The organism is Citricoccus sp. NPDC079358 (assembly GCF_040702545.1).
In the GTDB taxonomy this organism is placed as follows: domain Bacteria; phylum Actinomycetota; class Actinomycetes; order Actinomycetales; family Micrococcaceae; genus Citricoccus.
In genome coordinates this window covers 228424-242404 of sequence record NZ_JBFBLI010000001.1, presented here as the reverse complement: position 1 = coordinate 242404, position 13981 = coordinate 228424, and the positions used below count along the sequence as shown (strand labels likewise).

The following is a 13981-nucleotide window of genomic DNA, read 5'->3' as shown; positions in this document are numbered from 1 at the left end:
CCACGCATTGCTAGCGCCGGATCCCCTTTCGGCGATCATGAGTCGCCGCCATGGAACGAATGAAGTTGACCACCCTACGAGACGAATCGACGATCTGGTAATCATTCGGCACTGTCGTTGGTCCGTCGGTTTGGTGCTGCTGGATCGTTATCCTCACGGCGTCGACCACGTCTTCTGGGCCGAGGCCCGTGGTGATGACCGCCCCGGTGTCGAGCGCCTCGGGACGTTCGATGGCGTCCCGCAGGGTGACAGCCGGGAAATCCAGCATGGACGATTCCTCTGCGATCGTGCCCGAATCGGAGATCACACAGCGCGCGCTCAACTGCAAACGATTGTAGTCGTGGAATCCCAGCGGCTCATGCAGGCGGATGGACGAATCGCTGACCAGGTCGAACTGCTCCAGTCGCTTGCGCGTCCGTGGGTGAGTGGAGACCAGGAGCGGAATGCCCTGGTCTTCGGCAACGGCCTGCAACGAAGCCACCACCTGTTCCAGCCGGTCCTTGCGATCCACGTTCTCTTCACGGTGCACACTGGCGAGAAGGAACCCCCCCTCGTCCAGGTCAAGGCGGGAGAGGACATCCGAGGCTTCGATGCGGGACCGGTAGGAGTCCAGCACCTCACGCATTGGGGACCCCATGACCATGATGTCCTGCGGCTTGATGCCCTCCGCAAGCAGGTTCCGGCGCGAGTGCTCGGTGTAAACTAGGTTGTAGTCGCTGACGTGGTCCACCAGGTGACGATTGATCTCCTCAGGTACGTTGGGATCGAACGACCGATTGCCAGCCTCTAGATGGAAGACGGGGACCTTCAGACGCTTGCCCATGATCGCTGAGACGCAACTATTAGTGTCTCCCAGGACGACCATGGCGTCCGGCTTCTCCTCGAGTAGGACCCGCTCGGTGCCCCGTAGTACGTCCCCCAGGACGGCGCCGAGCGAGGAGGTGTCTGCGTTCAAGAAGTGGTCGGGAGCCCGGAGGCCGAGGTCATCGAAGAAGACCCCGTTGAGCGTGTAATCGTAGTTCTGCCCCGTGTGCACGAGCACGTGATCCATAGACTCTTCGAGACGGCGGATCACGCAGGCCAGGCGGATGATCTCCGGCCGGGTCCCCACGACCGTCATCACTTTCAATCGCTTGCTCACTTATACGGTCTCCGGAATCGTGTCGGGGTTGGTCGGGTCGAAGATGTCGTTGGTCCAGAACGCCGTATAGAGCGTGGATTTGCCGACGTTGCGGATGTTGTGGGCGTAGAGCGTGGGCATGTCCACGCTCAACGGTTCGGCCCCTGTGACGCGGAAACTGTGCACCGCTTCGTCAAAGACGTGGCGCAAATTGATCTCGGCCTCCCCGGCAAGAACCGTGAAACGCTCCACCTTCCTGCGGTGGAAGTGATCACCGCGTGTTATGCCGGGTTCCGTGGTCGAGAAGGACGTCTGGCCGGTACCCCCACGGGATCGGACGATCTCAAAGAACGATCCACGCTGGTCCGCGTGACGGGTGATCCTCGTCGGCGCGCTGCCCGGGAACGTGGATGCGCGGTAGGTATTGAAGAGGTCCCGGCGAAACGGCGTCGAAAGATCAGGGAACTCGCCGGCGGAGTAGTCCGTGGCGAACTCTTCTAGCAACGACTTGAGGCCCTGGACCGTCTCCTTCTGACAGAGCGCGCCCATAGCATTCACCGGAACCGCTCCGAGCAGTACATCGGCCGCGTTCTGCGCATGCAGCAAATTGAGTTCCTTGTCCTGTTGAACCTCAGGCGTCTCTGAGCGGGCAATAAGATGGGAGAAGGTAGCCACGACTGAGTTATAGAAGGGCCGGCCATACTCCCCGAAGAGGTTGGGAAGCAATACATCCTCGAAGCTCGCACTAATACGTTCTGCCGCGGCAGCGAGAGTTCCCGACGCCCTCTCCTTGGCAGTCCCGTAGATTGTCCCGTTCCCAGCCTGGATGGTGTTGGCGTAGACCACGGTGGCCGGGCGCTCTTCGGCGGCAACCATCGCCGAGGCAACCTGGGACGCGAAAAGGGCGTTCTCCACCGTGATCTCCTCCTTCGTTCCACGGTTCACCCCAGCTAGGTGGACGACCCGCGTGGCGCCGGAGACGGCCGCTTTAGCCTGGTCCAGATCAAACTCGTCCCCCACTGGGACACCGACCACATCAATGCCGAGCTCCAGTGCCGCCGCCCGCAGGTGCTGGCCGAGGAAACCTCTCGCACCGGTCACAGCGATCTTCGTCATCAGGTCACCGACTTCCGACGGCGAGGCCGGCCAGCGCGAGTTCCGCGCGGACTTCCGGCAAGGTCAGGAGTAAGTTCTCGATCTGCGGGATAGTCATCCGGTCCACAGTGTGAGAGTCGTAATCCTCAAAGAACTGCTGAGTCCGGTCACCCTCGTCCACGTAGATCTTGTAGTTCAGGTCCCTGTTGTCTGCGGGGATACGGAAGTACTCCCCCATGTCCTCGGCCCGGGCCAGTTCCTCGCGGCTGGCCAGCGCCTCAGAGACCTTCTCCGCATGCCGGGTGCCGATGACGTCCACCTGTGCATCCACCTGGAACAGGTTCACCACCGCCTGGGCTAAGTCTCCAATGGTGCACGACTCGGCCTTGCGTATGAACAGGTCACCTTGATTGGCATTCTCAAACGCGAACTCCACGAGGGAGACAGAATTTGCTAAGGACATCATGAACCGGGTCATTTCCGGGTTTGTTACCGTGAGGTTCTTACCGGCCTTCAGTTGACGAACGAACAATGGGATCACCGATCCCCGGGAGTACATTACGTTGCCGTAGCGGACGCAGGACACAATGGTCTCCGCCGTCCGATTGTTCAGGCCGTAGGACATGGCTACCTTCTCCATCATGGCCTTGCTCATTCCCATCGCGTTCACCGGATATACGGCCTTGTCCGTGGATAGACATACCACTGAAGAAACGCCAGCCTGGTCCGCGGCCCTGACAACGTTTTCCGAGCCAACGACATTGGTGCGGACGGCCTCCATGGGGAAGAACTCACAAGACGGCACCTGTTTAAGCGCTGCCGCGTGGAAGACGTAGTCCACATCTCTCATTGCACGCTCTACGCTGTTGAATTCTCTAATGTCACCGACGTAGAAGCGGAGTCGATCATCACCTACATCATGACGCATCTGGTCCTGCTTGGCCTCATCCCGACTAAGGATGCGGATCTCACTGATGTCATGCCGTTCGAGAAGCTGCCGGGTGACCGTATGCCCGAATGACCCGGTACCGCCCGTGATCAGAACTGTCTTGCCGTTATCTATGGAGTCTTCCAGCACGAACCGACGCCACCTTTCCTAGTAGTTCTTCATCTCGGTATGAGCGACCGATCGATCCCGGAGAGACCCTTCGGAACGACTCCGGACCGCGGTGTCTAAGATGGACACAATCGCATCCAGACCCGTCCTCTTGGACATGTGTTCCTCGTATAGCATCCTGGCGTTGCGTCCCATCCTGGCGCGCTCTTCTGCTGTCATGGACAACGCGCGGCGGAAGGCCTCCGCTAGGGACCTCGCGTCGCCGGGCTCCGCCACGAGGCCGGCGTCATGCTCGCGAATTAGCTGTGCCACGTCACCCTTAACGGTGGTTATTACCGGGACTCCTGAAGCGAGGCTGGCTTGCAGCTTCGACGGCACCGTGGTGCGGAAGATGGGCAGGTCTTTTAGCGTAACCAGCTGGAAGTCCGATTTCAGGTAGAGCTCGCCAACTTTTGACCGTGGAAGCCGACCGACCAGGCTCGTCTTCGTGAGGGACGCGGCTTGGTCTCTAAGCCGATCTTCAAGAATGCCGCCCCCTGCCATGATCAGATTAAAGCCCTCCTCATCATCCAGATACCCCGCGGCCTGGATCACCGTCTCCAGATCCTGCATGGGCCCTAGATTCCCCGCATATATCAAGTGAACGTCATCCTCGGAGAAAGAACTGCTTTTCTTGGGGGCGATGGTGGACTCGTCTGCCCAGTTAAACACAACGTCACAGGCATCCGGAGAATTTCCACGGTCAATCAGTAGCTGACGCATTCCAGGTGAGATGGCGATCAGTGTGGCGGCCCCACCGTACAAGCGTTCGAGCCACGGCTTCATGACAGCTGATGCTGCACGGCTGATCCTGCCGCCACCCATCATCCCGGAGTCCGTCACGGACTCCGGCCAAAGATCTTGGACATGCAGGACATAGGGAATGCCGAACAGCAGCTTCCATACCTGTGCAGGGATCCCGGCCGTTGCGGGAGTCGCGTATACGTACACGGCGTCAGCATCACGGATCTTGTGAGAGACCGTGAGTGCGCCAATGCTGAATGTCAGGAAGTTGGCGATCCGCTCGACGGCCTTCTGCGAATGGTTGATGACTAGCGGAGCTCGGTGGACCTCGATCCCCTCGATCTCTTCGTTGAATCCCAGGCGTTGCCGGTACCCGGAGTAGATGGTTCCCCCGGGGCGGTTGGGATATCCAGTCACAACGCTGACCTGGAACCCTTGAGCTGCAAGGTCCTCCGCGATTGCAGGGGCGAAAAGGAAGGGTTCTGGACGATAGAACTGTGAGAGGACCACCACATGGCCTCTCTTCTTACTCGGCTGACGGCTCATGACGGGCGGACACGCGTCAGGCTGCGCTCGAGCGCACCCAGCACCCGCTCGAACTGCTCCGGCGTCATTGCCGATCCGCTGGGGAGGGTCAAGCCGTTCTCGAACAACAACTGGGACGTGCCGTTCTCTAGGCGCGGGGCACCCGCGAATACGGGCTGCAGGTGCATGGGCTTCCACAGTGGCCGCGATTCAATGTCCTCGCTATTGAGCAGTTCCTGCAGTTGCGAAGCTGTGACCGGAGACGTCTCCGGATCCACCACGATGGAAGACAGCCAGCAATTGTCCTCACCATCATCGGCTCCACCGAAGATCTCGATTCCTGGCACCGTAGAGAAAAAGTCGCGGTATGTGGTGCGCCAGTGACGGCGGCGTGCGATCATCTCTTCCAACCGGGTCAGTTGGGCACGCCCGAGAGCCGCTAGGAGGTTGCTCATTCGGTAGTTGTATCCGATTTCGGTGTGTTCATAGTGGACAACGGGCTGCCGGGCCTGTGTCGACAAGTAGCGCACGCGCTGCGCCAGCTCTCCGTCATCGGTGACAAACATCCCGCCGCCGGAGGTGGTCATGATCTTGTTGCCGTTGAAGGAGAATACGCCTGCTCTCCCAAAGGCTCCAGCTGATCGCCCATTGAGTGTGGCTCCGAGAGATTCAGCGGCATCGCAGAAAAGCGCTACACCATGTGCGTCACAAATGGGTTCGATGCGTTCGTAGTCGGCGGATTTGCCCAGAAGGTCGACAGGAACGACTGCCGCCGCGCGGGTGCCGGCTCGCTCTAGGTTGGTCAGCGCCTGGTCGAGGAGGTTCGGGTCCATATTTCCTGTCAACGGATCAGAGTCGACAAAGTACGGTGTAGCACCGGTATACGCTATGGCGTTCGCGGTAGCGGCGAAAGTCATAGACGAGGTCAGTACAATATCCCCGTGGCCGACTTTCAGGCTCAATAACCCCAAATGAAGGGCTGCGGTCCCGGAGGCGAGAGCGACAGCGTATTCGACGCCGGACTTGTCCTTTATTTCCGCCTCAAAGGCATCCACGTCCGGACCCAGCGGGGCGATCCACCCGGATCGAATGGCCCGGACCACATACTCTTCCTCGAGTGCTCCAACATCAGGCTTTGACATGAGAATTCGTTCAGCTGACACGATGGGGTCCTACTTCCTCGTCGAGCTTTCCGCAACGTTTGAGCCAGATATCCCTGTCCATGTCCGTCGGAGACAGCGTGTGCACCCTGGCGTGCGAGATCTTGGGATGGAATGGGCGTTCATTGCCCTCCCCCAGACCGACCAATTCCTCATGTAGCTTCTCCCCCTCTCGGAGTCCGGTAAACGTGATCTCGATGTCCTTGCCGGACATCTCGATCATGCGCTCTGCGATGTCGAGGATCCTGACCGGCTCACCCATGTCGAGAATGAGTACCTCGGCCGGAGCGCCGATGGCCCCGGCCTGAACCACCAACTGGCAAGCCTCGGGGATAGTCATGAAGTAGCGAGTGACATCTGGATGAGTGACGGTCACTGGCCCGCCTCTTTCAATGAGTGAGCGGAAAGTCGGCAACATGGAGCCCCTGCTACCGATGACGTTGCCAAACCGGACCGACAAGTACGGTCGACTCGTTTCTTGGGCCATCCAGGCAGTCAGCTTCTCAGCGACACGCTTCGAATGTCCCAATACGCTCGTTGGGTTCGCAGCCTTGTCGGTGCTGATGTTAATAAAAGTTTCGACATCCGCGTTCCGGGCCGCTTCGAGGACGTTGAGAGTTCCGAGAACATTGGTTTTCCACGCTTCCTCCGGGTACTGCTCCAACATCGGCAAGTGCTTGAGCGCGGCTGCGTGATAGACGACCTGAGGCTTCCGGTCTTGGAATATTCGTTCCAGGGCATCCGATTCTCGAATGTCTGCCAACACCACGTCTCGGGTATGTAGAAGACCGTGCCCCACGACACCAAGTTGCGCTTCTTGCAGACCGGTTTCGTCACGGTCCACCATAATGAGCTCCGAAGGAGCCCATTTAGAGATCTGCCGACAAAGCTCTGAGCCGATAGATCCACCAGCCCCGGTAACCAGAACCCGCTTTCCGGCGATGTAATCGACGATGGACTCAACTTGAGTATCAACTGGATTTCGGCCGATCAAGTCCTCGATCGAAATATCACGGAGGTCCGAGAGTTTGGTGCGGCCAGCCATGATCTGGTCCATGAGCGGCAGCACCCGAACGTGCAATCCAGCTTCCCCCGCGGCGTCGGAGATCTCTCTAACTAACTCGGAGTCAGCTCGCCCGATGGCCAGAACGAGTTCTTTCGCACCGGTTTTCTCTGCCACGTCGTTCAACTCGTTGAAGCCGCCCATGACCTTAACGCCCCGGATCTCCAGGTTGGACAGCTGCGGATCATCGTCGAGAAGCGCCACGGGACGGTACTCGGAGTCCGCGTCCGTCTGCATGCGTCGGACAACTGTCTCGCCTAGATAGCCGGCGCCGTAGACGATGGTCGCCTTGGCCTTGCTCCCGGGCTGACGCCGGCGTTCCGCGGAAAGCCTGTAGATGTACCGGACGCCCAACATACAGATCAGGGCCATGGGAGTGGCGATGATGCCGGTGCTCCGAGGCGTGTCGAACACATTGCCCACTGCCAGCATGAGCACCGTGGTGATCAGTCCCACGAGGACGACGATGTAGGTCAGTGTCTTGACCTCGTCAAAGGTGCCGTAGACATGCCGACCGCGGTAGATGCCACTGACGAAGCCGAGAACCGCCTGAAGGAATGCGGCGACCAAACCGAAGAGGAGCAACCGGCCCCACTCCATCTGGGTGAAATCGAACTCATACCTCAGCCAGGCGGAAACCATGATCATGGCGATCCAGCTCACCACATCAACCGCGAAGAAAGTCGTTCTAGCCACGCGCGTTCGAGTCCGCCGGTTCATGGTCCTCCAAGGTGTGCGAGTCCTGGCACGCCATGCGCGTTCCAGCTGTGCCGTGCTCTACCCAGCCCCCTCAGGCGGGTGACAGCGTGACAGATAAATACTACGTCACGGGCTACAACCTGAAACATCAAAATCGGGCTACGGCGCTTGCTGGAAGTGATTCAACGGCAGGTTCACCGATGTGGAAGTTACACTTTCCTAAACACCAGGTAAAAACTCCTTGTCAGAACCGCTTTGTGTTTTGTCTCACTCCACCGTCACAGACTTAGCCAGGTTACGCGGCTGGTCCACGTCGTAGCCTTTGGCCGTAGCCAATTCGCAGGCAAAGATCTGCAAGGGAACAGTAGTCAACAGCGGCATGAGCATGGGCTGAGTCTCCGGGACGTAGAAGACTTGCTCCGCGTAGTCCCTGACAGTCTCATCGCCAGCTTCGGCCACCACGATGGTCTTAGCGCCGCGGGCGCGGACTTCCTGGATGTTGGAGACCACCTTGGCGTGGAGGGAGTGACGGTCCATCGGCGAGGGCACCACCACGAATACCGGCTGGCCCTCATCGATGAGTGCAATCGGGCCGTGCTTGAGCTCGCCAGCAGCGAAGCCCTCAGCATGGATGTAGGCCAACTCCTTGAGCTTCAGGGCTCCCTCAAGGGCCACCGGGTAACCGACGTTGCGGCCGAGGAACAGGACGGAGGAAGCCTCGGCCATGGACCGGGCGAGTTCCTTGATGCCGTCCGCGTTGTCCAGGATCTGCTGGACCTTGGCGGGGATATCCGCGAGGTCGGACAGGATGTCCTTGATCTCTTCGCGGTAGAGCTTCTTGGTCAGCTGGGCCAGGTAGAGGCCCAGCAGATAGGCCGCGGTGATCTGGGCCAGGAAGGCCTTGGTGGAAGCCACCGCGATCTCGGGGCCAGCGTGGGTGTACAGCACGGCATCGGATTCACGAGGGATCGTGGAGCCGTTGGTGTTGCAGATGGACACCGTGCGGGCGCCTTGCTCCTTGGCGTAGCGCACGGCCATCAGGGTGTCCATGGTCTCGCCGGACTGGGAGATGGAGACGATCAGGGTGTTCGCGTCGATAATAGGATCGCGGTAGCGGAACTCATGGGAGAGTTCCACCTCCACGGGAATACGGCACCACCGTTCGATGGCGTACTTGGCGACCATGCCTGCGTACGAGGACGTGCCGCAGGCCAGGACGATGATCTTCCGAATGTTCTTGAGCTCGTCCTCTTCAATCCGCAATTCGTCGAGGATCAAGTTTCCGTTAACGTCGCTGCGGCCCAGCAGCGTGTCTGCCACGGCGGCCGGCTGATCGTGGATTTCCTTCTCCATGAAGGAGGCGAAGCCACCCTTCTCGGCAGCGGAGGCGTCCCAATCGACGGTGAATTCCTTACCCCGGGCCGGATTGCCCAGGAAGTCGGTGATCTCGACGGAGTCGGCGGTGATCGTGACCACCTGGTCCTGCTCCAGTTCCACCGCGCGGCGGGTGAAGTCGATGAAGCCGGAGACGTCCGAACCGAGGAAGTTCTCTCCCTCCCCCAGGCCGACGACCAGCGGTGAGTTCTTGCGGGAGGCAACAACGCGGTCGGGATGATCGGCGTGAACGGCCAACAGCGTGAACGCACCTTCGAGGCGCTGACTGACCAACTGCATGGACTTGGTCAGATCCTGTTTGCCTTCGTGGCGGTAGATGTGTCCCAACAGTGCTGCGGCCACTTCGGTGTCGGTGTCCGAACGGAAGGAGATGCCGTTGGCCAGCAGTTCCTTCTTCAGCTCGGCGAAGTTCTCGATGATGCCGTTGTGGATCACGGAAAGTTGGTCGTTGTCCGCCAGGTGGGGGTGTGCGTTCAGGTCCGTCGGACCACCGTGGGTGGCCCAACGGGTGTGGCCAATGCCCACCGAGGAGACCGGAATCGGGTGTTCCACGAGCTCCGCGGTAAGGTTCCCGAGCTTGCCGGCCTTCTTGCGGTGGTTCACCACGCCGTTACTGACAACGGCCACACCGGCCGAGTCGTAACCGCGGTATTCCAGGCGCCTGAGGCCTTCCATGAGCACATCCAACGCGGAGTGCTGGTCCAACTGACTGGGCAGGCCAATGTAGCCGACGATTCCACACATAAGTTCTACGGTATATCCATTCTGGGACTGTGTCGGTCAGGTCGCGGCGACCGTCTCGCCAAGAAGGCGTTGGTTACCATTGCGGCCACCGACATCGAGTGGCTGAGGCAGGCTAGATGTTGGCCCGGTAGTCGCCCTGGTGCTGGCTCAGCGCGTCGTGGCTCTGAAAGGCCACAGACTCCTGACGGAGAATCACGCCGAATGTCTTTACGATGATAGAGAGGTCGAGCTTCCACGAGAGTTTTGTCACATACTCAAGGTCGAAATCAATCTTCTCATCCCAAGACAGGGAGTTCCGTCCATTGACCTGGGCCAGCCCGGTTAGTCCAGGACGGACCCCGAGGCGTCCTCGTTGCCGGTCGTCGTACCGTTCGACTTGGTAACGCAACGTCGGCCGTGGTCCGACGAGCGACATGTCGCCCTTAATGACATTCACTAGTTGCGGCAATTCATCGAGGCTGGTCGCCCTGAGGATCCGCCCGACTTTGGTAACCCTGTCATAGTTTTCCAGCGGTCGGCCATCAGCGTCGAAACTGTCTTCCAGCCGAAGCATGCTCCGAAACTTCAGCATCTCGAAAGACTCCCCATCTCGGCCAACTCGTTCCTGGCGATAGAAGACAGGCCCCTTACTCTCCACCCTGATGGCCGCTGCCGCAGCAACAGACAATGGCGTGGAGACAAGCAGTCCTGCCCCTGCCCCAGCAACGTCCAGGACCCGCTTGATGAAAAGGCGGTAGTTCGAAAATTCAGCCAAGTGGACTCTCCCCTCCGATGATGTTGTCGAGCATTCGCCGCCGCGCGCCTCGGGCCACGTCCAGATTGCCTTGCAAACCCATGTCAAACCATTCTCGTTGCACTCGCTGGATCTCTTCGAGATCCGTTCCTACCCGGTCGAGCGCTTGGAAGGGATCGGTCGCCATGAAGTCCTGCTGCCGGAAAGACACTCCGCGCAATGCAGTATCGACGATCCCGAGGCTCTTACGGTAGTAGTACCATTTGTCACCCATCACGCTTCGCAGAGCATGGACTGCAGGCGTCCCACTAGCCAGTGCAAGCACTAAACCGTGATATCTCTCAGAAACCAGGATGTGTGCTCCTTCGATCACTTCTCGGGCGTCTTCAAGGGACAGGTATCCGTTGTCCAAGTTTGCAGAAGTCCACCCGAGCTCTTGGAGCAGCCACTCCGCCTGGTCCTGACCTCCTCGGCCGGCATACATGGGCACCGTGACGACCTGGTGGCCCCGTTCCTGCATCCGGGAGCTGAAAAGTTCAAGTTCTTTCCGGTGCTCTTCGAGAACTCCGACTGGTTGGTATGTCTCGAACGCCATGTAAGACTGCGGGAGCTCCAAGATAGGCTTCGTCCTAATCAGGCTCTCATTCAGAATAAACAGGTCGTCCGGAACAAAGTTCACGCGTGAATCGGCGATACCGATGCTTCGCAGCTCAGCCATAGAGCCGACGCGGTCTCTGGCATAGAAGGTTGCTTCGCGCAATGCGGCCAAGATGTTCGCGAGAAAGGCGGACCTCGGCCCGAACGGACCATAGCTGTTTCCGGTGAAGACCACCCTGACGCCCAAGTCTTCCGCAATCAAGACCGGTGCGATCAGCTTGACCAACTTGGTGACCCGATGCGGTTGGCACCAAAGTTCGTTGAAGTAGCCACCCCCGTTGACCACCAAGACGTCGAGGCTGCTCACGGCTTCTTCGATTTCCCGGCGGTTCGTGATTCCCCCCAGGATTTCGAGAGGGGTGAGGTTCGCACCGTTCTTCGCGGCTTCCTCCAGCTGGTCGTTCAGTTCCACTAACTTCAGGCCGTATTTGATCCCGGGGAAGTATTCACGAGCGATCTGTTCAACGAAGCCGTGGTCGTAAGTGAACAGCTCTATGGACGCTAGGTCCGGGGACAGGTCGAGGACGTTGTTGACGATCATCCCGTAATCGCCAAGGTTGGCGTCTGCGAAGGGCCCGGTAAACCCGATCCGCTTATGTCCCTGCATGCTTGACAGCTCCATTCCGTTGGCCGATTAGCGTCTCGATCTCGCCCATCGTCGACACGGCATGGTGTTCCACCACGCCGTCCAGGTAGTCCAACTGTCCCTTAAGTGAATCAGGCCTGGTCATCTTCACAGTGGTGATAGGAAGGGAGGTCGAGACATAAAAATCCTTCTGGGGATTATCTCCCACATATGCCATCTCGTTTAGCGGCACATCCAGCATCTGGGCGACCAGACGGAAGGGTCGTTCGTGCGGTTTCCAATACTGCCGACCCAACTCATCGCTGACGACGATAGCTTCGAAGAACTGGTCGGCTTTGACTGCCATCAATTTTTGCCGCTGAGCCACCGCATAGCCGTCCGTGATGATTCCGAGTTTCACTCCCGCAGCGCTCAGTGCCTCCAGGGAGGCCAACACGTCCGGGTACCAGGAAACATCCGGAAGGTGTTCGCGGTGCACGGCGATGAGTTCTGCCACAAACCGATCATCGGCGGGTAGCCCGAGGCGAGGCAGGAGAGTCTGGAAGTATTCCGTCCTCGGCTTGCGCGACGCAACATCCGAGTGTTCAACCACCTCGTCAATACCGATGCCTGTCTTCACACTCAGATACTGCAATACAGCCTCGCGGGCGCTTCGCTGGTATTCAATCTCCGAGATCAGAGTGTCGTCTAAATCAAAGACGGCGGCGCGAATCGGGGATGCGGTCACAGGCCTACCACTTCGCTGTCCCGCACCATGACCGCTTGGTCGAAACGCATGAAAGTCAGCCCATCTTCGTAGTCCTCGTTGTAAGACAGTCGTTCCCCCTGGAGGATCCTGACCAAATGGGAACAGCTGTCGGCGCCGGCCGCGATGCTCATCGGTGCACCACCCCCGAAGCGTGGATTCACCTCGATGAACTCGACTCCCCGGTCAGTTTTGAAGCACTGGACCGTGCTGTGCCCCGGCATGGGCAAAGTAGCAAGGAGACTTTTCACCGCGGTGATGATCTCCGGGTCTTTGACAATTCGACCCTTTAGGATCTCTCCACCCCGAGTAGCGATCCTCAACCGCGGTACTACAGTCACGACATTGCCTTCGAAGTCGCTAAAACAATCAACGGTGTGCTCGTCACCAACAATCAGCCTTTGAATCATCGGCTCTGTAGTGCGAGGAAGGAGGTAGTCCAGTTCGTCCCGGGTAGTGACAACGTGGACACCAATACTCGAACTTCCGGCTTTCGGCTTGATGATGACCGGGAAGTCCTTGTCGCTAATGTTCTCAGGCATTGCGTACAGCATGGGAGCCATCAGCCCGTTCTCGCTGATGTGGTCCTGAGTAAGGATCTTGTCATTGCAGATGCGCGTCACCCACGGCTCGGCGACCATAACGCGGGTGCCGGTCCGTGACTCGATCTCGGTACGAAGGTCCGCGAGCACCGGTAGTTCAGGGTCAATCGTCGGGACGACTAGGGAGATTTGGTGATCTTTGATTACCGAACAGAGGGAATCGAGGTAAGAAGGATCGCTCACCCTCGGCAATAGAACGGCGTCATCTGCGTGGTAAAGAGCCGGGGCCAAGCCCTGGGCGTCTCCAGCGACGACCTTAGAACCAGGGGCATGTTGCAGCAGCGCCTTCTGGAATGCCTGAACCAATTCGACGCGACGTCCCGCGCTTAAGATAAGTACGTTGATCACCGATCGGCACCTTCGCATGAAATTACAGTCGCTTAACCCGCGCGCTTGTTACAACGGAAGGGTCATGGGTCAATGCCGGGTTATCACCTGGCAGTCAAGTTTTACCATGCCTTCTAAAGCACCTTTGTATGGTCTCCAAGAAAGTCCTCAGTCTCCCGTGGACACACGGTCATCCTCTCATGGAGGCGGATCAACATTGAAATGACCATCCAGTCCCTCAGATGGCACTGGGAAGTGACGACCGACTAGGACTGTACGCGCCAATTTCGGGAAGTTTCGGACTGTCAACACGCTTGGCCTCGACCGGGAGGTGAACGAATATCCGCGCGTGTACAGCGGCAATCTCCGCGCTGCCCAAGTCTAAATCGCAGGAACTATTGGTACGTGACTCTAAGCGCGTACGTACTAAGTGCAGTAGGGGCAAACTGATGAGGCCGCTCAGAGGATGGTGACTGTGTCCGTCCAGAGCTGCTGGCCGTCGTCGTTCCGGTTTACATGGTCCACCAGCAGGGACTCTCAGTCGCCAGCCTCCTCGGTATCAACGACCACGTCGCTCACGGGCAACTCGCACTCCTCGGCCGCCGCGCGCATGGAATCGCGGTAGGTCCGCGTAGCCGGTCCACGTGGCCTGCGCCGGGTTTTGGGCGGTCAGCATCACCGGGTGCGTCC

The 13981-nt window shown here is 59.0% G+C and carries 11 protein-coding genes; all 11 read right to left on the bottom strand.

Going from position 1 to position 13981, the window contains the following annotated elements:
• Nucleotides 1–10 precede the first annotated feature (10 nt).
• The 11 genes from wecB to AB0333_RS01085 all read right to left on the bottom strand — a co-directional run bounded on the left by wecB (nt 11) and on the right by AB0333_RS01085 (nt 13312).
• Nucleotides 11–1120: a UDP-N-acetylglucosamine 2-epimerase (non-hydrolyzing) gene (gene wecB, locus AB0333_RS01135; protein WP_366217186.1), complete on the bottom strand. Its 1110-nt coding sequence runs from the start codon at nt 1118–1120 to the stop codon at nt 11–13.
• 21 nt (nt 1121–1141) lie between these two features.
• The gene (locus tag AB0333_RS01130) at nt 1142–2236 is read right to left on the bottom strand and encodes an NAD-dependent epimerase/dehydratase family protein (protein ID WP_366216929.1); all 1095 of its coding nucleotides are present in this window, start codon (nt 2234–2236) and stop codon (nt 1142–1144) included.
• A gap of 4 nt (nt 2237–2240) precedes the next feature.
• On the bottom strand, nt 2241–3293 hold the full coding sequence (locus AB0333_RS01125; RefSeq protein ID WP_366216928.1) for a polysaccharide biosynthesis protein: 1053 nt from the start codon (nt 3291–3293) through the stop codon (nt 2241–2243).
• Nucleotides 3294–3311: 18 nt separating this feature from the next.
• Entirely contained in the window at nt 3312–4565 is a 1254-nt protein-coding gene (locus AB0333_RS01120) for a glycosyltransferase family 4 protein (RefSeq protein ID WP_366216927.1), read from the bottom strand.
• A gap of 32 nt (nt 4566–4597) precedes the next feature.
• Complete coding sequence (locus AB0333_RS01115) at nt 4598–5743, bottom strand: aminotransferase class I/II-fold pyridoxal phosphate-dependent enzyme (RefSeq protein ID WP_366216926.1); 1146 nt, start codon at nt 5741–5743, stop codon at nt 4598–4600.
• On the bottom strand, nt 5733–7523 hold the full coding sequence (locus tag AB0333_RS01110; RefSeq protein WP_366216925.1) for a nucleoside-diphosphate sugar epimerase/dehydratase: 1791 nt from the start codon (nt 7521–7523) through the stop codon (nt 5733–5735). Before AB0333_RS01110 ends, AB0333_RS01115 begins: the two co-directional genes overlap by 11 nt.
• A gap of 246 nt (nt 7524–7769) precedes the next feature.
• Nucleotides 7770–9641: a glutamine--fructose-6-phosphate transaminase (isomerizing) gene (glmS, locus tag AB0333_RS01105; RefSeq protein ID WP_366216924.1), complete on the bottom strand. Its 1872-nt coding sequence runs from the start codon at nt 9639–9641 to the stop codon at nt 7770–7772.
• Between the two features lie 112 nt (nt 9642–9753).
• Nucleotides 9754–10395, bottom strand: coding sequence for a sugar transferase (locus tag AB0333_RS01100; RefSeq protein ID WP_366216923.1), 642 nt, complete (start codon nt 10393–10395; stop codon nt 9754–9756).
• Nucleotides 10388–11638, bottom strand: coding sequence for a polysaccharide pyruvyl transferase family protein (locus tag AB0333_RS01095; RefSeq protein ID WP_366216922.1), 1251 nt, complete (start codon nt 11636–11638; stop codon nt 10388–10390). Before AB0333_RS01095 ends, AB0333_RS01100 begins: the two co-directional genes overlap by 8 nt.
• Nucleotides 11625–12344: an HAD-IA family hydrolase gene (locus AB0333_RS01090; RefSeq protein ID WP_366216921.1), complete on the bottom strand. Its 720-nt coding sequence runs from the start codon at nt 12342–12344 to the stop codon at nt 11625–11627. Before AB0333_RS01090 ends, AB0333_RS01095 begins: the two co-directional genes overlap by 14 nt.
• Nucleotides 12341–13312 (bottom strand): ATP-grasp domain-containing protein, encoded by a 972-nt coding sequence (locus AB0333_RS01085; RefSeq protein ID WP_366216920.1) that lies wholly within the window; start codon nt 13310–13312, stop codon nt 12341–12343. Before AB0333_RS01085 ends, AB0333_RS01090 begins: the two co-directional genes overlap by 4 nt.
• Nucleotides 13313–13981 lie beyond the last annotated feature (669 nt).